The organism is Tabrizicola soli, assembly GCF_015999335.1.
Classification (GTDB): domain Bacteria; phylum Pseudomonadota; class Alphaproteobacteria; order Rhodobacterales; family Rhodobacteraceae; genus Tabrizicola; species Tabrizicola soli.
Genome location: NZ_JAEACP010000008.1, coordinates 85742 through 105011 on the forward strand (window position 1 = coordinate 85742; position 19270 = coordinate 105011).

At 67.3% G+C, this 19270-nt stretch carries 25 protein-coding genes; 12 read left to right on the forward strand and 13 right to left on the reverse strand.

Annotation, left to right across the window (positions count from 1 at the left end; genetic code table 11):
* Positions 1–3: 3 nt before the first annotated feature.
* A complete protein-coding gene (locus I7S92_RS08890; RefSeq protein WP_197643144.1) occupies positions 4–510 on the forward strand; it encodes a ferritin-like domain-containing protein in 507 nt (168 codons plus the stop codon).
* Between the two features lie 65 nt (positions 511–575).
* Here the strand turns inward: I7S92_RS08890 and I7S92_RS08895 are convergent, their stop codons facing one another.
* The 3 genes from I7S92_RS08895 to I7S92_RS08905 all read right to left on the reverse strand — a co-directional run bounded on the left by I7S92_RS08895 (position 576) and on the right by I7S92_RS08905 (position 2000).
* Positions 576–899: a hypothetical protein gene (locus tag I7S92_RS08895; RefSeq protein WP_197643145.1), complete on the reverse strand. Its 324-nt coding sequence runs from the start codon at positions 897–899 to the stop codon at positions 576–578.
* Between the two features lie 76 nt (positions 900–975).
* Positions 976–1833 (reverse strand): SDR family oxidoreductase, encoded by an 858-nt coding sequence (locus I7S92_RS08900; RefSeq protein WP_197643146.1) that lies wholly within the window; start codon positions 1831–1833, stop codon positions 976–978.
* A complete protein-coding gene (locus I7S92_RS08905; RefSeq protein WP_197643147.1) occupies positions 1830–2000 on the reverse strand; it encodes a hypothetical protein in 171 nt (56 codons plus the stop codon). The genes I7S92_RS08900 and I7S92_RS08905 overlap by 4 nt, the downstream gene beginning before the upstream one ends.
* Before the next feature lie 132 nt (positions 2001–2132).
* Here I7S92_RS08905 and I7S92_RS08910 point away from each other — a divergent pair, with 132 nt between their 5' ends.
* Positions 2133–2354 carry a DUF2934 domain-containing protein gene (locus I7S92_RS08910; RefSeq protein ID WP_197643148.1) on the forward strand — a complete coding sequence of 74 codons (222 nt, stop codon included), beginning with the start codon at positions 2133–2135 and terminating at the stop codon, positions 2352–2354.
* A 128-nt stretch (positions 2355–2482) separates the two neighbouring features.
* On the opposite strand, the gene I7S92_RS08915 is transcribed toward I7S92_RS08910, so the two are convergent.
* Together I7S92_RS08915 and I7S92_RS08920 are read right to left on the reverse strand one after the other, a co-directional pair.
* Positions 2483–2977 (reverse strand): YciE/YciF ferroxidase family protein, encoded by a 495-nt coding sequence (locus I7S92_RS08915; protein WP_197643149.1) that lies wholly within the window; start codon positions 2975–2977, stop codon positions 2483–2485.
* A 79-nt stretch (positions 2978–3056) separates the two neighbouring features.
* Complete coding sequence (locus I7S92_RS08920; RefSeq protein ID WP_197643150.1) at positions 3057–3530, reverse strand: sigma-70 family RNA polymerase sigma factor; 474 nt, start codon at positions 3528–3530, stop codon at positions 3057–3059.
* Between the two features lie 221 nt (positions 3531–3751).
* Here I7S92_RS08920 and ku (I7S92_RS08925) point away from each other — a divergent pair, with 221 nt between their 5' ends.
* Both ku (I7S92_RS08925) and ligD read left to right on the forward strand, forming a co-directional pair.
* The gene (ku, locus tag I7S92_RS08925) at positions 3752–4573 is read left to right on the forward strand and encodes a non-homologous end joining protein Ku (protein WP_197643151.1); all 822 of its coding nucleotides are present in this window, start codon (positions 3752–3754) and stop codon (positions 4571–4573) included.
* Position 4574: 1 nt separating this feature from the next.
* Positions 4575–7001, forward strand: a complete 2427-nt coding sequence (gene ligD / locus I7S92_RS08930; protein ID WP_197643152.1) for a DNA ligase D — start codon at positions 4575–4577, stop codon at positions 6999–7001.
* Here the strand turns inward: ligD and ku (I7S92_RS08935) are convergent.
* Entirely contained in the window at positions 6998–7792 is a 795-nt protein-coding gene (gene ku / locus I7S92_RS08935; protein ID WP_197643153.1) for a non-homologous end joining protein Ku, read from the reverse strand. The genes ligD and ku (I7S92_RS08935) overlap by 4 nt on opposite strands.
* Positions 7793–7930: 138 nt before the next feature.
* Here ku (I7S92_RS08935) and I7S92_RS08940 point away from each other — a divergent pair, with 138 nt between their 5' ends.
* The 3 genes from I7S92_RS08940 to I7S92_RS08950 are packed head-to-tail and all read left to right on the forward strand — an operon-like array spanning position 7931 to position 9400.
* Positions 7931–8125, forward strand: a complete 195-nt coding sequence (locus I7S92_RS08940; RefSeq protein ID WP_197643154.1) for a hypothetical protein — start codon at positions 7931–7933, stop codon at positions 8123–8125.
* Positions 8126–8182: 57 nt separating this feature from the next.
* A complete protein-coding gene (locus tag I7S92_RS08945; RefSeq protein ID WP_197643155.1) occupies positions 8183–9130 on the forward strand; it encodes a PRC-barrel domain-containing protein in 948 nt (315 codons plus the stop codon).
* A 60-nt stretch (positions 9131–9190) separates the two neighbouring features.
* A complete protein-coding gene (locus I7S92_RS08950; RefSeq protein WP_197643156.1) occupies positions 9191–9400 on the forward strand; it encodes a hypothetical protein in 210 nt (69 codons plus the stop codon).
* Here the strand turns inward: I7S92_RS08950 and I7S92_RS08955 are convergent, their stop codons facing one another.
* Both I7S92_RS08955 and I7S92_RS08960 read right to left on the reverse strand, forming a co-directional pair.
* Entirely contained in the window at positions 9401–9604 is a 204-nt protein-coding gene (locus I7S92_RS08955; protein ID WP_197643157.1) for a hypothetical protein, read from the reverse strand.
* Between the two features lie 54 nt (positions 9605–9658).
* Positions 9659–9856, reverse strand: coding sequence for a DUF2934 domain-containing protein (locus I7S92_RS08960; protein ID WP_197643158.1), 198 nt, complete (start codon positions 9854–9856; stop codon positions 9659–9661).
* Positions 9857–9961: 105 nt separating this feature from the next.
* Here I7S92_RS08960 and I7S92_RS08965 point away from each other — a divergent pair, with 105 nt between their 5' ends.
* Positions 9962–10639: a DUF421 domain-containing protein gene (locus I7S92_RS08965; protein WP_197643159.1), complete on the forward strand. Its 678-nt coding sequence runs from the start codon at positions 9962–9964 to the stop codon at positions 10637–10639.
* 233 nt (positions 10640–10872) lie between these two features.
* Here the strand turns inward: I7S92_RS08965 and I7S92_RS08970 are convergent, their stop codons facing one another.
* Together I7S92_RS08970 and ahcY are read right to left on the reverse strand one after the other, a co-directional pair.
* Complete coding sequence (locus I7S92_RS08970) at positions 10873–11214, reverse strand: DUF2853 family protein (protein WP_197643160.1); 342 nt, start codon at positions 11212–11214, stop codon at positions 10873–10875.
* A 138-nt stretch (positions 11215–11352) separates the two neighbouring features.
* Positions 11353–12747, reverse strand: coding sequence for an adenosylhomocysteinase (gene ahcY / locus I7S92_RS08975; RefSeq protein WP_197643161.1), 1395 nt, complete (start codon positions 12745–12747; stop codon positions 11353–11355).
* Positions 12748–12872: 125 nt separating this feature from the next.
* Between ahcY and I7S92_RS08980 the strand changes: the two genes are divergently transcribed.
* Both I7S92_RS08980 and I7S92_RS08985 read left to right on the forward strand, forming a co-directional pair.
* Entirely contained in the window at positions 12873–13817 is a 945-nt protein-coding gene (locus I7S92_RS08980) for a glycosyltransferase family 8 protein (protein ID WP_197643162.1), read from the forward strand.
* A 1-nt stretch (position 13818) separates the two neighbouring features.
* Complete coding sequence (locus I7S92_RS08985; protein WP_197643163.1) at positions 13819–14409, forward strand: HD domain-containing protein; 591 nt, start codon at positions 13819–13821, stop codon at positions 14407–14409.
* A 5-nt stretch (positions 14410–14414) separates the two neighbouring features.
* Here I7S92_RS08985 and I7S92_RS08990 read toward each other — a convergent pair whose 3' ends face one another.
* The 3 genes from I7S92_RS08990 to I7S92_RS09000 form a co-directional block, all read right to left on the reverse strand.
* Positions 14415–14729 (reverse strand): H-NS histone family protein, encoded by a 315-nt coding sequence (locus I7S92_RS08990; protein ID WP_197643164.1) that lies wholly within the window; start codon positions 14727–14729, stop codon positions 14415–14417.
* Between the two features lie 69 nt (positions 14730–14798).
* Positions 14799–15353 (reverse strand): ActR/PrrA/RegA family redox response regulator transcription factor, encoded by a 555-nt coding sequence (locus I7S92_RS08995; RefSeq protein WP_197643165.1) that lies wholly within the window; start codon positions 15351–15353, stop codon positions 14799–14801.
* Between the two features lie 19 nt (positions 15354–15372).
* Positions 15373–15999, reverse strand: coding sequence for an SCO family protein (locus tag I7S92_RS09000; RefSeq protein WP_197643166.1), 627 nt, complete (start codon positions 15997–15999; stop codon positions 15373–15375).
* A gap of 92 nt (positions 16000–16091) precedes the next feature.
* Between I7S92_RS09000 and regB the strand changes: the two genes are divergently transcribed.
* Positions 16092–17471, forward strand: a complete 1380-nt coding sequence (gene regB, locus I7S92_RS09005; protein WP_197643167.1) for a sensor histidine kinase RegB — start codon at positions 16092–16094, stop codon at positions 17469–17471.
* Between the two features lie 59 nt (positions 17472–17530).
* The gene (locus I7S92_RS09010; protein ID WP_197643168.1) at positions 17531–19108 is read left to right on the forward strand and encodes a PAS-domain containing protein; all 1578 of its coding nucleotides are present in this window, start codon (positions 17531–17533) and stop codon (positions 19106–19108) included.
* Positions 19109–19270: the final 162 nt, after the last annotated feature.

The following is a 19270-nucleotide window of genomic DNA, read 5'->3' on the forward strand; positions in this document are numbered from 1 at the left end:
GCGATGGAACGGATGCGGGAAAGTTACCTGAGCTGGCTGCGCGACGCCCATGCGATGGAGGGCCAGGCCCTCACCATGATGCAGGGCATGGTCAACCGGCTGGAACACTACCCGGAACTGCGCGATCGGATCCGGGCGCATATCAAGGAGACCGAGGGTCAGGAGGCCGAACTCGCCCGGTTGCTGGAAATCCACGACTCCTCCGCCTCGATGGTAAAGGATGCCCTGGGCAAACTTGCTGCCGTCGGGCAGGCGGTCAGCGGGATGTTCGCCTCGGACGAGGTGGTGAAGGGTACGCTGGCCAGCTACACCTTCGAACACATGGAGATCGCCTCGTACCGGATCCTGATCGCGGCGGCGGGAGAGCTGGGCGAGACCGCTGCCGTCGAGGTCTTCCGCCGCTGCCTGGCCGAGGAGGAGGCGATGGCGGACTGGCTGGCGAACCACAGCAGCGAGATCACACGCCAGTTCCTTGCCCGCGTGGCAGCGGACCGGAGCGCAAGCCGTTGAACCCGGCGGCAAGACAGAAGAAGGGCCCGGCAGCCAGTGCCGGGCCCTTTGTCGTCGCTTCGGCGTCAGGGCGTCGTCGCCGGAGGGGCGGTCTCGGGCGCGCCCGTACCTTCGGGCGCAGCGCCGTCGGTTGCCGTCCCGTCGGTCGCAGCGCCGTCGGTCGCCGCGCCATCGGTGGCGGCACCGTCCGTCGCGGGCGCAGCCGGCGACTCGGCCGGGATGATCGCCGGGTCGGGTTCGGTCCGGTCGAAGCTGAAGGCCAGGATCGCGATGATGATCGCAGCCAGCACGGCCAGCACCAGCCACATGCCGGTCTGGCGGCTGCGCGGGGCCGGGACGCGGCGGCCGTCGACCGGGCGCGTGCCCTCAGGGGGCGGTGGATTGTGCATCGGGTGTCCTTTCGATTTCGGGACGTCAGGCCCCGACAACCCGCGAGTTGCGCCGATGTTCCGCCCCCGTCCGCCCCTACAGCATGGGTCCGCCGCCCGTGACCGCGATGGTCGCGCCCGAAACATAGCTCGACATCGGTTCGGCCAGCATGACATAGGCGGTGGCCAGCTCGACCGGCTGGGCCGGGCGCTTCATCGGATAGTCCTCACCGAAATGCGCCACCTTCTCCGGCTCCATCGACGAGGGGATCAGCGGCGTCCAGACCGGACCGGGCGCGACACAGTTCACCCGGATCCCCCGCTCGGCCAGAAGCTGCGCCAGACCCACGGTAAAGTTCTGGATCGCCCCCTTCGTCGTGGCATAGGCCAGCAGCGAGGGATTCGGCTTGTCGGCATTGATCGAGGTCGTGTTGATGATCGAGCTGCCCTGCCCCATATGCGGCAGCGCCGCCCGGACCAGGTGGAAGATCGCGTCGATGTTGATGGCGAAGGTCTTGTCCCATTCCTCCGGCGTCAGATCTTCCAGCGTCTCGATCACGCTCTGGTGCGCGGCATTGTTGACCAGGATGTCGATCCGGCCCCATTCCTCCGCCACCCGGTCAACGATCTTGCGGCAGGCATCGGGATCGGACAGGTCGGCGGCAAGCTTGAGGCAACTCTGCCCCGCCGCCTCGACCACGCGGGCGGTGTCGGCGGCGTCCTCGGTCTCGCTCAGGTAGCACAGCGCGACATCGGCCCCCTCGCGGGCATAGGCGATGGCCACCGCACGGCCGATGCCGCTGTCCGCCCCTGTGATCAGCGCGACGCGGCCCTGCAGCCGCCCCGCCCCGCGCCACGAGGTTTCGCCATGGTCGGGGCGGGGCTGCATCGGGATGAAGCTGCCGGGCGGTTCCTGGCTTTGCGGCGGAAACGGGGGTTTCGGATGCTCGGTCATCGCCCGCCCTCCCGGTCGACCGAGCCGCCGGGCTGCTTGCTGTTGGCATCGGGTCGCACGTCCGGGTCCACGCGGAAATGGCCGGCCGGGTCGATCTGCTGCTGGCGCTGGTCGATCACTCCGGGCTTCGGGTGGCGCAGTTCCTCGTTCTTGGGAAGGTCCGTCATGGTCAGGCATCCTCTGGCAGGGAATCCTGCGTCCAACGCCAGGCCCCTCGCCTTTGTTCCCAGGGGGAACGGCGGCCGGAACATTCCTGCAGCCTCGCGGTTGCCCCCGGTCGATGTGAACGGAGGGATCAGATGACGCAGAACCAGGAAGCCCGCATCCGGCAGCGCGCCTACGAAATCTGGCAGGAGGAGGGCGCACCCCCGGGCCGGGCCGAAGCGAACTGGCTGCGCGCCGAGAGCGAGCTGTTGCGCGAGGCCGTCGACCCGGTCTGGCAGGGCGAGGACAGCGCAAGCATGGCCGCAACCCCGGAGGGACCGGCCACCACTCCCTCCGGCCGCCGCCGACGCCGCTGATATAGTCGTGCCAGATGAAATCGGGCACAATGGAATCGCTCACGAAAACGGCCCCGCGCAGGACGCGCGGGGCCGTTCCCCTTCTTACCTGTCCGGGGGGAGCGCCCGGACAGGCGGAAGACCGGGTGTCAGGCCGCCAGCGCAGCCTGGTTGACGGACTTTTCCGCCACCTTGGTCAGCGCCTCGTCGGTCGCGCCTTCCTCCTGCAGGGTGGACTCCAGCAGGCGGGCAGCGTCGCCCATGTCCAGAAGCTGGGCCCAGCGGCAGAGCGTGCCATAGCGCGCAATCTCGTAATGCTCGACCGCCTGCGCCGCGGCGATCAGGCCTGCGTCCACTGCCGGGCTGCCGGCAAAGGATTCAATCACTTCCTCACCCTCCTCGATCAGCCCGTCGATCGCCGGACAGGTCTTGCCGCGCGCGGGCTTCCCCATCAGTTCGAACACCTGCTGCAGGCGTTCGACATGCATCTGGGTCTCGTCGTGGTGCTTCTCGAACGCCGCCTTCAGGTCGGGCGACTGGGCCGCGCGGCCCATCTTGGGCAGGGCCCGCAGGATCTTGCGCTCGGCGTAGTAGATGTCCTTCAGCGTGTCGTGAAACAGGGTCTCGAGGTTCTGGGTCTTCATGGTCGTCTCCTTGCATGCGGGACAGCGGATCGGTGCAGGCAACCGGCAGGCGGTGGAATTGTTCCCCATCCGGCGCGGCCTAGACCTCCTCTCCCAGCGCCGTGCGCAGCTGGCGGCGGCCGCGGTTGATCCGGCTCTTGATCGTGCCGATGTCGCAGCCCAGGATCTCGGCCGCCGAGAGGTAGCTTTCCCCGGTCACCAGCACCAGGACGATGGCCTCGCGGTAGGGCTGCGGCAGGTCCAGAAGGGCCGCTTCCACCTCCTTGCCGCGCATGTGCCAGTATTGCACCGGCTGGCTCACCGGCACCGAGGAAGCACAATCCTCGGCCGCCGGGCGTTCGCGCGAGAGCTTGACGCACTGGCTGTAGAAGCGGTTGCGCATGATGGTGAAAAGCCAGGCCCGCATGTTGGTTCCGGGAGTATAGGACTCCACCTTCTCGATCGCGCGCAGCAGCGTGTCCTGCACCAGGTCGTCCGGGTCGCCGGTCCGGCCGCAGAGGGACCGTGCAAACAGACGCAGCGCGGGGATGTAACTCAGGATGTCGTCCGACATGAAGATATTGCCTTCCGGTTTTCTCCCCGGCGCGAGGGCCCGGGGCAGCCCACCCGCAAAGGCAATGCACATGCCCGGCGCCAGTTCCGCACCGCCGTGGACCATTTCCCGCCGCAGGCGAATGCCCGCCGACCGTCCCCGCGTGAATCCCGGCGGCATCGCGGCGGCGGAACCCCCTGGCCCCTCCCGCCGTTTCCGCAGGACAGCCACGGGAGGGCGGCATGGCTCCGCGCGCGAACTGGAAGGGCCGGATGGTGGTGGGCGAGGTCGGCTGCGGCGTCGGGCTTTACACCGCCGCCTCCACCTCGGACCGCATCGCCTTTCACACCATCAACCGGGCCACCGGCAACCGTGTCCAGCGCCGTTTTGTCGACAGCGAGACCGGAAAACCCGTCCCGCGCGAGGACGAGGTGAAAGGCTACGAGGTCGATGAAGGCGATTATGTCCTGCTCGAGGACGAGGACCTGGCCGGCGCCATCCCCGAAAGCGACAAGGTGCTGCGGCTGGACCGCTTCATCGACTGCGACGATGTGGACACGCTGTTCTTCGACCGCCCCTATTACCTTGCCCCCAGCGATCCCGCCTCGGTCGAGGTCTTCGCGCTGATCCGCGCGGGGATGGAGGCCCGCAGCGTCGCCGCTCTGGCGCGGACCGTGCTTTTCCGCCGGGTGCGAACACTGCTGATCCGGCCGCAGGGCCTGGGGCTGGTGGCCAGCACGCTGCAATTCGAGCATGAGGTGAAATCCCCGGCCGAGGTCTTCGACGAGATTCCGAAGCTGAAGCTCGAAGGCGAAATGCTCGACCTTGCCGCGCATATCATCCGGACCAAGACCGGCCGCTTCGACCCGGCCGAATTCGACGACCGTTACGAATCCGCCCTGGCCGAGCTGGTGAAGGCCAAGCTGGAAGGCCGCAAGATCGCCCCGCGCAAGACGAAGCGTCCGGAAAAGGTCGTGGACCTCCTGACCGCGTTGCGCGAAAGCGTCGGGGGCGGCGATGGCAAAAAGGCGCAGAAACCGGCACCGCGCCGGAAGGCGGGCTGAGATGGCGCTGGAAACCTACCGCCGCAAGCGCGACTTCCAGGCGACTCCCGAACCGTCGGGCGAAGGGGCGACGAGGGCCGGCAACAGCTTCGTCATCCAGAAACACGCGGCGCGGCGGCTGCATTACGACCTGCGGCTGGAGATGGACGGCGTGCTGAAGAGCTGGGCCGTGACACGCGGTCCCAGCCTGGTAGCGGGCGAGAAGCGCCTCGCCGTCCATGTCGAGGATCACCCGCTGGACTATGGCGATTTCGAGGGCGCGATCCCCAGGGGCCAGTATGGCGGCGGCACGGTCATCGTCTGGGACCGGGGAACCTGGACCCCCGTGGCCGATCCCGAGCGGGGCTATGCCAAGGGCCATCTGGAGTTCGAGCTGAACGGCGAAAAGCTTTCCGGCCGCTGGCATCTGGTGCGGATCAAGGGCAAGCCCGGCGAAAAGCGCGAGAACTGGCTGCTGATCAAGGGCGAGGATGCGGCGGCGCGCAGCGAGGATGCCCCCGACATCCTTGAGGAAAGCCCGCTCTCGGTGAAGACCGGCCGCGATCTGGACGAGGTCGCGAAGGGCGCGCCACCGAAAGCCTCGAAGTCCAAGACAAGGAAGACGCGCGCGGCCACCCTTCCCGATTTCGTGCCGCCGATGCTGGCGACCCTGGTCAGCGCGACCCCGACGGACGACCGCTGGCTGCATGAGATCAAGTTCGACGGCTACCGCCTGCAGGCGCGTATCGAGCGCGGCGAGGCCCGGCTCCTGACCCGCTCGGGCCTCGACTGGACCGAACGGCTTGCCCCCTTGGCCAAGGCGCTGGCGGCCCTGCCGGTGGCGTCGGCCCTGATCGACGGCGAACTGGTGGTCGAGAGCGGCTCGGGCGCCAGCGATTTCCCGGCGCTGCAGGCCGACCTGTCGGAAGGCCGCGCCGACCGGCTGGTGTTCTATGCCTTCGACCTGATGCATCTGGACGCCGAGGACCTGCGCAAGCTGCCGCTCACCGAACGCAAGGCGCGATTGGAGCGCCTGCTGGACGCAGCGCCCCCCGCCCTGCGCTACAGCGGTCATTTCGACGACGGCGGCGAGATCGTCCTGCGCCACGCCTGCCGCCTGGGGTTGGAGGGCGTGGTCTCCAAGCTGCGCGACAGCCCCTATCGCTCGGGCCGGGGACGCAACTGGGTCAAGTCGAAATGCTCAGCCCGCCAGGAGTTCGTCATCGGCGGCTATGTGCCCTCGACCGTTTCGGAGAAGGCCATCGGTTCGCTGGTCATGGGGGTGTTCGAGAACGGGCAGCTGAACCATGTCGGCCGCGTCGGCACCGGGTTCAGCAACCAGACCTCGCGGCAGGTCTTCGACCGGCTGCAAGCCCTGGAGACCCGCGAAAACCCCTTCGCCGGCCGCCTGACCTCCGAGGAGGTGCGCGGCGTCCGCTTCGTCCGCCCCGAACTGGTGGCCGAGGTCGAGTTCCGCGCCTGGACCGGCGACGGCCACCTGCGCCACGCCTCGTTCCGCGGCCTGCGCGAGGACAAGCCCGCGCATGAAGTGGTCCGCGAGGCGGCACCTCCGGCAAAGACGGCGCCCGAGCCGAAGCGGACGGTGAGACTGACCCATCCCGACCGGATCTACTGGCCCGAGGCGGGCGTCACCAAGGCGGGGCTCGCCGACCATTATGCCGAAGTCTGGCCCCTGATCGCCCCGCATCTGGTGGGCCGCCCGCTTGCGCTTCTCCGCTGCCCCGACGGGATCGACGGGCAGCAGTTCTTCCAGAAACACGGCTGGAAGGGGATGAACGGCAGGATCCTGACGCCGCAGGACCCCGGCGATCCGGGCGAAAGCGTGATCGCGATCGCCGATCTCGACGGGCTTCTCGGCCTGGTGCAGTCCGCCGCGCTGGAGATCCATCCCTGGGGCTCGACCCTGGCGCAGATCGAGACGCCCGACCGCATCGTGATGGACCTCGACCCCGGCGAGGGCGTGGATTGGCCACAGATGATCGCAGCGGCAAGGGACGTGCGCGAACGGATGGAACAGGCGGGGCTGGCGGTGTTCCTCAAGACCTCGGGCGGGAAGGGCCTGCATGTGGTTGCGCCCCTGAAGCCGCAGGCGAAGTGGCCGGCGGTCAAGGCCTGGTGCCAGTCCCTTGCCCGCGCCATGGCTGCCGACCAGCCCGACCGCTATGTCGCGACGATCGCCAAGGCCAAGCGCAAGGGCAGGATCTTGGTCGACTACCTGCGCAACCAGCGCGGGGCGACGGCGGTCGCCCCCTGGTCCACCCGCGCCCGCCCCGGAGCCGCCGTCTCGACGCCGATCACCTGGGAGGAACTGGGCCCCGAGATCGGCCCGGCGCATTTCACCGTGCTGAACCTTCCCGCCCGCCTTGCCGCCGTGACCGATCCCTGGGCAGACTTCTTCGCCAGGGCGCGGCCGCTGCCGAAAGGCTAGCCGCCCTTCTCGGCCGCGATGCTGCGCCTCAGTGCATCCATGATGCTGACCACATTGTCCGGCTTCTGCGGCGCAGCAGCTTTCCGCTTCTGCGTCTTTCGCCCCTTCCGCTTGGCTTCGATGATCTCCACCAGCCGGTCCTGCACCGGATCGACGACGAAGCCCGGCGACCAGTCCGCCTTGCGCGTGTCGATCAGCTTCTCGACCAGCTTCAGCAGCTCCTTGTCCACCGGGGCCTTCTCCAGCCGCGCGAAATACTCCGCCTCCGGCCGCACCTCGTCGCCATAGCGCAGCGTCCACAGCACGATCCCCCGCCCCCTCGGCCGCAGCAGCACCGCGCGCTCGCGGCGATACAGCACCAGCCGCGCGATCCCGGCCATTCCGGTCTCGGCCATCGCCTCGCGGATCACCGAGAAGGCCTCTTCTCCCACCTTGTCGTTCGGGACCAGGAAATGCGGCCGGTCATACCAGATCCAGCCGATCGAGCCCTGGGGAACGAAGCGTTCGATGTCGATGGTGCGGGTGCTTTCCAGCGCGACGGCCTCGATCTCCTCGTCCTCCAGCAGGACATGGTCGTCCTCGCCCCGTGGATAGCCCTTGGCCTCGTCCTCCTCGGCGACCGGCTTGCCGGTTTCCGCATCGACATATTGCTGGACGAGACGATTGCCCGTCGCGCGGTTGAGCGTATGGAACCGCAGCCTGCCGCCTTCGGTCGTGGCCGGACTCATCGCGACCGGGCAGGTGACCAGCGACAGCTTGAGATAGCCCTTCCAGAACGTGCGCGGTGCCATGGCCTCCCCCTTCCTGCGCAAACGCCCGCCAACTTCGGCGGTTCCCCCCGGTTCCGCCGCACGCAGCGGGAACAACCCGGCGCGCTGGCGGTTTCTTTGCCACACGCCGGATACCGGCCTGTAAGGAGGAGAAGACCAATGGCTAATCAGAACGACCCGCGGAAAGACCAGCAAGGCCAGCAGCAGCAACAGAATCCGAACCAGCGTCCCGGCCAGCAAGGTGGTCAGCAAGGCGGCCAGGGCCAGCAGCAGCAGCAGAACCCGTCCCAGCGTCCGGGTCAGCAGGGTGGCCAACAAGGCGGCCAAGGCCAGCAGAACCAGCGGCGCGACTGACCCCCTTGCGGCGCGAGCAACCCTCGCGCCGCTTTTTCATCCCTCGGAGGTGCAAGCATGAGACGCCTGACCCTGACAACCGCCCTGGTGGCGGCTTTCCTGCCCGCCGCGGCCTTCGCCCAGACCGCCGATCCGGCGGCGCCCCAGGTCGAAGTGACGGTTCCCGAAGGCTTCGAGCCCCAGGAGGCGATGCTCTCCGCCGAAGAGCTTCTGGGCGAAAAGGTCTATGACGTGACCGGAGAGTCCATCGGCGAAGTCGGCGACCTGGTCTTCACCATGACCGACACCGAGGGCACCGAGGCGCCCACGGCGACGGGCAACGGCACCGCCGACGCCACGACCACACCGACCACCGGCGATACCGCCACGGATGGCACGACCGCCGCCCCCGCGACCGGCGATGCGGCAACCACCACCGTCCCGGAAGCGGCTGACGGCACAGCGACCGACGCGACCGCTCCGGCCGCAGACGACGCCACCGCAACCGACACGACCACCGCTCCGGCGACGGATGACGCGACCGCGACGGACGGCACGACTGCCCCGGCCACGGATGGCTCCACGGCGATGGATACAACCACCGCCACCGGCGACGCTACGGCACCGGACGACACGGCCACCGCGACCGATGACGGCACGGCCACGCCCGACACCGGCACCGCGGACACGACGGCCGCCGATTCCGGCACGGCCGACGACACGGCCTATACGGCTCCGGCTCCCTCGGACAGCGCGGCCGATACCGCAACGACGGCTGGCGACACGACCACCGCGACGGCCGCGACGGTCGGCGAGGTCACCCATGTCGTGCTCGACATCGGCGGCTTCCTCGGGATAGGCGAGCACCGCGTGGCAGTCCCGGTCAGCGACCTGGCCTTCTATCGCAACGGTGACGACACCCGCGTCTATCTCCCCTGGAGCCGCGAGCAGCTTGAAGCCGTTCCCGCCTACAATGCCGACGACCCGGCGACCTGGGCCACCAGCACGCTTCCCGCCGGGAACTGACCCAGCGCGAACAATCGGACGGACCCGGCCGCAAGACCGGGTCCTCGATCTGCGAAAGGCATGGACGTGAAGCAATCCGCGAATGACCAGCAGAACACTCGGGCCCGCATCCAGATGAAGGCGCAGGTCCGCAAGATGAACGAGGAGGCGACGAAGCACCCGCCTTCGACCATGCCGGGAAACCGCGAGGCGAATGCCGGCGGCGTCAACCGCGAAGAGGGGGACCGCAAGACCCGGACCAACGACCGGGCCACCGACGGCGGCGAATGATCAGTCGGCAGTGCCCGAGCCGACCTCGGGCGAGGCGCCGGGATCCGAGGGTTCCTCGATGCCGGGGCCATCCCCCTGCGAGGCTTCCTCGAATTGCCAGTAGAGAATCAGCCCGGCGGCAAACACCACCACCAGAAGCATCCCCAGAAGTGGGACGATGTGGCGGCGCTTCTGCTTTTCCAGATTTGTACGCGGTGCGGACATGAGGCGCTCCCTTCCTGTCCCCCTGAAACCGCCAGACCCCGCGCAATGTTCCCGCTAGGGTTCGTCTTCCACCCGCTCCGCGCCCTCACGCATCGCGACGACCTCCTCGCGGTCCAGCCCGTAGGCGTCCTTTGCCGCAAGCTCGGCCTGGGCCTGCTCCCAGTGCTCGCGGTCCTTGCCTGCCGGGCGACCGGCCGCTTCCCAGATCTCGTAGGCACGCAGGCGGATGCGTTCGATGTCGCTCTGTTCCATCGGCTGCCCTTTCGGTTGCTGCCCGGAAGAACACCGGGAAGGCCGGAAAGTTCCTGCGGAACCACGCGCTTCGCGGCCGGGTTGCCCTGGCGGAGGAAATGTCTGATGGACGAGATCGTGCCTTTCGACCTGTCGCGCCTGATCCTGGGCGACCTGCCGCCGCTATTCCTGGCCGAGGTCGCCTTGCGGGTCGTCATCATCCTGGTCTGGACCATGGTGCTTCTGCGCTGGATCGGCGGGCGCAGCATCGCGCAGATGTCGGTGGTCGAGTTCCTACTGGTCATCGCACTCGGCTCGGCCGTGGGCGACCCGATGTTCCAGCCCGATGTGCCGCTCTTGCCGGCCATGCTGGTGATCCTTCTCGTCGTCCTGTTCGACAAGGCGGCCGACCTGATGCTTGCCCGCTGGCGGACGGCCAAGCGGGTGCTGGACGGCGGGCCGGTGGAGGTGATCCGCGACGGGGTCATCCGGCGCGACGGAATCACGGCGCGCGACCATGGCGCAACCGAGCTGATGGAGAAGTTGCGCCTGGCGGGCATCCGCAACCTTGGCCAGATCGACCGCGCCTATCTGGAGCCTTCGGGCGAGTTGTCGGTGTTCCTGCGCGACCGCCCCATCGCGGGCCTGCGCATCGTCCCGCCAATCGAACTGGCCGAACGCGATCCGCCCGCGCCGGGAGACCCCGGCTGCTGCATCGAATGCGGACGGATCGCATCGGCCCCGGTCACCACCTGCGAAAGCTGCGGCGAGGTCGACTGGACCCGGCCCCGGCAGGATGACTGAAAAGGAATGAAGGGCCCCGCACCCCTACGGGACCCTTCATCCACCCCACGCGCACACCCCAAGCACCGCGTGATCTGTATAAGGGTCCCGGGCGTCCTGCCCTGACAAGACTGTTTTCACCCGAATCCCCCGCTGTGGGCAAGCGGGGAGTGCCTCGCATTCGTTACAAATCCCACACAGTCAAAAGCCCGCACGCCGGACGCGCGGGCTTGTCACATGCGGCCGGATGCCGTTTACCTGTAGGCGGCTTCCCTGCCGAAATGCTTGACTAGCAGGTAATAGAACACCGCGCGGAACTTGTTGCGCTCGGACTTGCCATAGGTCTCGATGGCGGCATTGATCCCGTCCATCAGCGCGGGGCCATCCTGCAGACCCAGCTTCTTCACCAGGAAATTCGCCCGGATCCGCTCCAGCTCGTCCTTGTCCGAGGCCGCGACGGTCTGGGCGTCATTGTCATAGATCGACGGGCCGCAGCCGATGGTCACCTTGGTCAGAAGGTCCATGTCCGGGGTGACCTTGCACTTGGTCTTCAGGTCGTCCGCATATTTTGCGATCAATTCGTCGCGCTTGCCCATGCTATCCCTCGTTTCAATTGCCAAAGTCTCCCGTCGCTGCGGGACGGCGGCAGCTTAGGACAACGATCCTACGAGGCAATGGGAAAAAATGTCGCCCTGCGGAAGGGGGCCGGGACAGCTGCCCGGCCCGCTGCCCGATCAATAGCGATAATGATCCGACTTGAACGGACCTTCGACCTTGACGCCGATATAGGCGGCCTGTTCCGGCTTCAGCTCGGTCAGCTTGACGCCGATCTTCTTCAGATGCAGCCGCGCGACCTTCTCGTCCAGCGCCTTCGGCAGGATGTAGACGCCCGGCGCATAGTCCTTGCCCTTGGTCCACAGCTCGATCTGCGCCAGCACCTGGTTGGTGAAGCTGGCCGACATCACGAAGGACGGGTGGCCGGTGGCATTACCGAGGTTGAGGAGGCGGCCTTCGGACAAAAGGATGATCCGGCTGCCTGAAGGCATTTCGATCATGTCCACCTGGTCCTTGATGTTGGTCCACTTGTGGTTGCGCAGCGCCGCGACCTGGATCTCGTTGTCGAAATGCCCGATGTTGCCGACGATGGCCATGTCCTTCATCGCGCGCATGTGCTCGATGCGGATCACGTCCTTGTTGCCGGTGGTGGTGATGAAGATGTCGGCCGTGGCGACCTCGTCCTCCAGCAGCGTCACCTCATAGCCGTCCATCGCGGCCTGCAGGGCGCAGATCGGGTCGACTTCGGTTACCTTCACTCGTGCTCCGGCCCCGCGCAGCGACGCCGCCGAGCCCTTGCCCACGTCGCCATATCCGCAGACCACGGCGACCTTGCCGGCCATCATCGTGTCGGTGGCGCGGCGGATGCCGTCGACCAGGCTTTCCTTGCAGCCATACTTGTTGTCGAACTTCGACTTGGTAACCGAGTCGTTGACGTTGATCGCCGGGAAGGGCAGCTCGCCCTTCTTGTGCAGCTCGTAGAGGCGATGCACGCCGGTGGTGGTTTCCTCGCTGACACCCTGGATCGCCTCGCGCTGCTTGGTGAACCAGCCGGGGCTGGCGGCGAGGCGCTTGCGGATCTGGTTGAAGAGGCACACTTCCTCGTCCGAGGTCGGGACGGCGATCAGGTCGGTCTCGCCCGCCTCGACCCGCGCGCCGAGCAGGATATAGAGCGTCGCATCGCCGCCGTCGTCGAGGATCATGTTGCAGGTGCCGCCTTCCCCGCCGAACTGGAAGATGCGGTCGGTATAGTCCCAGTATTCCTCAAGGCTCTCGCCCTTGATGGCGAAGACGGGAGTGCCCGAGGCCGCGATGGCGGCGGCGGCGTGGTCCTGGGTCGAGAAGATGTTGCAGGACGCCCAGCGCACATCCGCGCCCAAGGCCTTCAGCGTCTCGATCAGCACGCCGGTCTGGATCGTCATGTGCAGCGAACCGGCGATCCGCGCGCCCTTCAGCGGCTGCGACGCACCGAACTCCTCGCGGCAGGCCATCAGGCCCGGCATTTCGGTTTCCGCGATGGTCAGTTCCTTGCGGCCGAACTCGGCGAGCGAGATGTCCTTGACGATATGGTCCATGGCGTCCTGAAATTCCTGTCTTTCGTTTCCCGCGCGGCCATAGCAAATGTGTCGGGTCAAGACAACGTGGGCCACCCGCCAAATGCACCTGGTCTTGATGCGTGCATAGTCAAGCGAGGCTTTCGATGACCGATCCCCAGCGCCACGACCAGGCCGTCGTCTTCTGTTGCGACCGGAACTATTATCCCATGGCGCTGTTCATGCTGCGCCAGATCGCCTTTCACAACCCGTTCCGCCGCTTCGACTTCGTGGTCGCCTCGCGCGATGACCTGCCCCTGCCCGACTGGGCCCGCGACCTGGGCCTGATCCTGCACCGGACCGGAGAGCTTCCCGCCCATGCCGAGGTCGCCCGCTTCATCGGCACCATGGCGCCGCTCTATCGCCTGACTCTCGCGCGCGAACTCGGCGACCGCTACCGCCGCATCCTCTATCTCGACTGCGACATGTTCGTCGAAGGCGGCGATCTGAACGGTCTGTTCCAGATCGACATCGGCCCGCATCCGATCGCCGCCGCATTGGACGCATATTATTTCTTCCGGCCCAACTTCCATGCCGAAGAATATGTGAAGGCGGGCCTTCCCGCACTCGCCTATGCCAATACCGGCTTCCAGCTGATCGAGACCCGCGCCTATGTCGAGCAGGAGGTCGAGCGGCGGTCGCTGGACATCTGCAACACCCATCCGCATGCCATCGTGCTGACCGACCAGTCGCTCACCAACCTCGCGCTGCGCGGCAAGTTCGCCCAGCTGGCGCCCTGCTGGAACTGGCAGCTGAATGGCCGCTATCCGCTGATCCCGGTGCGCTATCCCGTGTTCTTCCGCCATTTCGTCTCGCGCAAGAAACCGGACCGCGATTCCTCGGGCTGGTTCGACACCCGTTTCAACCACGCCTACCGCGAGTTCTACGCCACCTTCTTCCCCGAGGCGCTGGAGAAGCTTGCCCCGCCCTGCGATCCTGCGCCGATACCGCTGGTCGAGGCTTCGCGCATCATGCTGCGGCATTTCCGCGGCATGGGGCTGGTGAAGGCGATGATCGACCGTCACCCCGATCCCTACCGGGCGCGGATCTGACATGCCTCCCCGCGCCTGGCAACGCATGCTCTCGGGCCGCAGGCTGGACCTGCTGGACCCGACGCCGATGGACATCGAGGTCGAGGACATCGCCCATGGTCTTGCCTTCGTCGCGCGCTGGAATGGCCAGACGCGGGGCGATTTCGCCTATTCGGTGGCCGAACACTCGCTGCTGGTCGAGGAGATCTTCGCCCGGATGAACCCCGGCATCGCCGCCCGCTGGCGGCTGGCCGCCGTGCTGCATGACGCGCCGGAATATGTCATCGGCGACATGATCAGCCCGGTGAAGGCGGCCGTGGGGCCGGGTTATGGCGAGTTGGACCAGCGGCTGACCGCGGCGGTGCATCGTCGCTTCGGCCTGCCCGCCGTGCTGCCGGCGCCGATCAAGAAGCAGATCAAGGCGGCCGACAAGGTTTCCGCCTGGCTCGAGGCGGTGCGGATCGCGGGGTTTCAGGAGGCCGAGGCCGACCGGCTGTTCGGCCGCCCCGCGCCCGAGGTGCTTTGGCGGCTGGAAATCCGGCTACGCCCGCCCGCAGAGGTGCGGGCGGACTATATCGCTACCGTGGCCCGGCTGCTGGCCGCCTGCGACTGACGGTCTCAGACCGCCATGTCTTCCGGGCGGCGGCCCTTGGCGAGCGCCTCGCTGAACCAGCGCGGCTTGCGCCCGCGACCCGACCAGGTATCTGACGGATTGGCCGGATTTGCGTATTTCGCCGTCGAGGCCGTACGCTTGCGCGGCGAGGCCGCGCCGGTCAGTTCGGCCAGCGAAAAGCCCATTGCCCGGGCTCTCTCGTCCAGTTCCGCCAGCGCCTCGCGCTTGCGGCGGTCCTCATAACCGGCAATCGCCTTTGCGACCTGGGATTGCAGGTCCTTCAGCTCTTTCAGCGAAAGCGAATTCAGATCGTTGTTCAAGATTGTCCCCTCTCGAATATCCGCATCCATTGCATAGGCGCGTATATCCCGGTTGGCAACAATTCCGTTTCACTTCGGACTGCGTTTCGCAAGAATACGCTGGAGTGTCCGGCGATGCATCGAAAGCCGCCGCGCCGTTTCGCTGACATTGCGGTCGCACATCTCGTAGACCCGCTGGATATGTTCCCAGCGGACGCGATCGGCCGACATCGGGTTTTCCGGCGGCTCGGGCATTGCCTCGCCGCGCGAAAGCAGGGCCTGCGTCACGTCATTGGCATCGGCCGGCTTCGAGAGATAATCGACCGCGCCGATCTTCACCGCCGCCACCGCCGTCGCAATCGCGCCATAGCCGGTCAGGACGACAATCCGGCAATCCGGACGTTTCTCGCGCAGGGTCTCGATCACCTCAAGCCCGTTGCCATCCTCCAGCCGCAGGTCGACCACCGCATAGGCGGGCGGCCGGGCCAGGGCCTTGGCCCGCCCCTCGGCCACCGATTGCGCGGTTTCCGGCTGGAACCCGCGTTTTTCCATCGCCTTCGCCAGACGTTTCACGAAGGACTCGTCGTCATCGACCAGAAGAAGCGAACGGTCCGCTCCCAGATCGGCCTCGATATGCTCGGTCATGCGCCCTCCCTTCTGGTGCTTATTTCCCGGCCGAGGCCGCTTCGACGAAACAGGCAACGCTGTCGGCCATCTGCTCGGGTGTAACCTCGCGGCGGAAGAAGTCCACAAAGCCGGTGCCGGGGATCATCAGATAAGTGAATGTCGAATGATCCACCAGATAGAATTCGTCATCCCCGGGCTGCTTGCGATAATAGGTCTTGTAGGCCTGGCTGGCCGTCTTGACCTGCTCGGCGCTCCCGGTCAGGGCGATCAGCTTGGGATGCATGTTGTGGGCGTAATCGCCCAGCGCCTCGGGCGTATCCCGATCCGGGTCGATCGAGATGAAGACGGGGTTCACGTCGATCCCCCGCTCGTCCAGGATATCCACCGCCTCGACATTGCGCTGCATGTCGAAGGGACAGACATCGGGACAGAAGGTATAGCCGAAATAGACCAGGCTCGGCTTGGTGATCACTTCGGCATCCGTCACCGTCTCGCCCGCCGGATTGACCAGCGTGAAGGGCCCGCCGATTTCGCCGCCGGCAATCTGGCCTTGGCGGCATTGCGCAAAGGCATCGCCGGCGCGATTCGCAATCACATACCAGGCAGAACCTCCCAGGAAGGCCGCGACGACCCCCACTGCAACTCCCGCATAAAGCCTGGTCATCCGACCCTCCGTTCTTTCCAGCGCCGCATTGATCCCAGATGCGGCGCGGCATAACAATGGCAAACCGTCAGAAAAGGACAACGGATCGCACCATGGTGACTGCGGGCATTACCACCCCGGCGCATGAAGCGCGGGCCAACTGGGTGCGCCTGCGCACGCTCATCCTTTTGCGCTGGCTGGCGATCCTGGGCCAGATCGCCGCGCTCCTGGTCGCAGACCGCTTCTACGGGCTGGAACTGCCGCTCGGCCTCTGCTTCGCCGTCGTCGCCCTTTCGGTCCTGGCGAACATCTTCGCAAGCACCCTTTTCCCCGAGAACCGCCGCCTGTCCGAGACCGAGGCCTGCCTCACCCTCCTGTTCGACCTGGGCCAGCTCTGGTTCCTGATCCTCCTGGCCGGCGGGCTGACCAACCCCTTCGCCCTGCTGGTCCTTGCGCCCGTCACCATCTCGGCCAGCGCATTGCAGCTGCGCTCCACCGTCATCATCGGCGGGGTGGCGATCCTTCTCGTCACCATCGCCGCCTTCTGGTACCAGCCCCTGCGCTTTTCCGACGGGCGCGAGCTGGTCGTTCCCCCCACCTTCGCCTTCGGCTTCTGGCTGGCCATCGTCATCGGCATCCTCTTTCTCGGCCTCTACGCCCGCCGCGTCGCGACCGAGATCCGCTCGATGTCCGAGGCGCTGCTGGCCACCCAGATGGCCCTCGCGCGCGAGCAGAAGCTGACCGATCTCGGCGGCGTCGTCGCCGCCGCCGCGCATGAGCTGGGCACGCCCCTGGCCACCATCAAGCTGGTCAGCGCCGAGCTGATCGAGGAGCTGTCCGACCACCCCGACCTGCAAGAGGACGCCCGCCTGATCCGCGCGCAGGCCGACCGCTGCCGCGACATCCTGCGCGACATGGGCCGCGCCGGGAAGGACGACCTCCACCTGCGCCAGGCCCCGCTCTCCGCCGTCCTGCGCGAGGCGGCCGAACCCCACCTTTCACGCGGCAAGCAGGTGGAGTTCATCCTGATCCCCGAGGGCAGGACCCAGCCCACCATCCTGCGCCGCCCCGAGATCATCCACGGCCTGCGCAACCTGATCCAGAACGCGGTGGACTTTGCCCGTTCGACCGTCTGGATCGAGGTCGACTGGTCCGACAGCACCGTGACCCTGCGCATCATCGACGATGGCGAGGGTTTCCCCCAGAGCGTCATCGGCCGCATCGGCGACCCCTTCGTCCGCGCGCGAAGGGCCGAGCCGGAAGCCCCCCAGCGCCCCGGCTACGAGGGGATGGGCCTTGGCCTCTTCATCGCCAAGACGCTCCTGGAACGCTCGGGCGCCGAGTTGACCTTCGCCAATGCGACCGATCCCTTCCTTCCTTACGAGGACCGCCCCGCCCGCTGCGGTGCCGTGGTCGAGGCCGTCTGGCCGCTCGCCGATCTCCTCGCCCCGGCCGCGGGTGCCCTGGGGGAAAACCAGCGGATCGAGGGCTGAAACTGCATTAACCGCCGATTAACGACTTTCCGCCTAGCCTGCCGCAAAGGGGAAGCGGCATGGCGACGGAACTGATCTACGTTTTCGGCATGGTGGTCTCGGCCACGCTGGTGGTGCTCTCCAGCCTCCTCCTCCTGTCGGCCTGGCAGTCGCGGCAAACGCGGCCCGTGGCCAGCATCTTCCGCGACGGCAGGCCGGAGGCGACGGTCTTCCTCTTCGACGGCGACCGCCTGCTCGACGCCAGCCCCGCCGCGCGCCAGCTGGTGCCCGAAGCCGATGGCGCCGGCGCCTGGCAAAAGCTCCTCCTCCGCCTCGGGCCGATGTTTCCCGGCCTCGCCGACCGGATCGACAGCCTGCCGCGGCTGGGTCAGGTCCATGTCCCCTCCGGCTCCGGCGTGGTCCCGGCCATGGCGATCCATGCCGAACATGTCGCAGGCATGACCCGGCTGACCATGGTGGCCCCGGCCGATGGCCCGCAGTCCGGCCGCGATGCCGCCGCCACCGCCGCCCTCCAGCAAGAGGTCCTGTCGCAACGGGCGGTCCTGGCCCGTTCCCCCGTCCTGATGTGGAAGGAGGACGAGCAGGGCCAGGTCATCTGGGCCAACCACGCCTATCTCATCCGCGCGGTCGAGCTGCTGGCCGAGGGCGAGGATCTGACCTGGCCCCTGCCCCGGCTCTTCGACCGCCCCGACAACCGCAGCGCCACCCCGCCCCGCGCCCGGCTGCAGATGCAGAGCGGGCCGGAATGGTTCGACCTCTTCCGCGTCCCGGTCGGGGAGGAGACCTTCTGCTACGCCCTGGCCGCCAACGCCGCCGTCCAGGCCGAAACCGCCCTGCGCGAGTTCATGCAGACCCTGACCAAGACCTTCGCCGACCTGCCGATCGGCCTGGCGATCTTCGACCGCAACCGGGTGCTGCAGCTCTTCAACCCCGCCCTCACCGACCTCACCGCGCTGGCCCCGGATTTCCTGATCGCCCGCCCGACCCTCAGCGCGGTGCTGGATGCGATGCGGGCCCGCTCGATGATCCCCGAGCCCAAGGATTACCGCAGCTGGCGCCGCCAGCTCGTCCGCCTCGAGGAAGAGGCCGCTTCTGGCCGGTTCGAGGAAACCTGGAGCCTGCCGGGCGGCCAGACCTACCGCGTGATCGGCCGCCCTCATCCGAACGGCGCCCTTGCCTTCATGTTCGAGGACATCTCGACCGAGATGACCCGCACCCGCCGCTACCGCGCCGATCTGGAGCTGGGCCAGTCCGTGATCGACACCGTGGACGAGGCCGTGGCCGTCTTTTCGCAGGGCGGCCAGCTGGTGATGTCGAACCTCGCCTATGCCCGGCTCTGGGGCCACGATCCGGCCGTGCTCCTCTCGGACGCAGGGATCGGCACGCTCTGCAGCTGGTGGCGCGACCATACCGCGCCCAGCCTCCTGTGGGAGGATGCGACCGATTTCGTCCTGACCCTCAGCGACCGCACCGGCTGGAACGGCGAGGCGCGGCTTCTGGACGGACGTCTGATCGACTGCAAGTTCCGCCCCCTGACCGGCGGGGCGACGCTGATCACCTTCCGTCTGCGCCAGATGGCCGAGACGATGCCGAACCCCTCCGTCAGCCACCTCGCCCGCCTGCCCGTCCAGGCATGAGCGCGCTGTCCTCCGACGCGCCTCCTCAAGCACTTCGCGCACTCGTCGGCCCGGCGCAAAGAATACCCGTGAAGCGGCCCTGGTCGCCCCTTTTCCTCGCCGGTGCACGGAAGGATCCCGCCCCCCACCGCCTCGCTGCCCTGGCCCTCTGAAACACCGCAA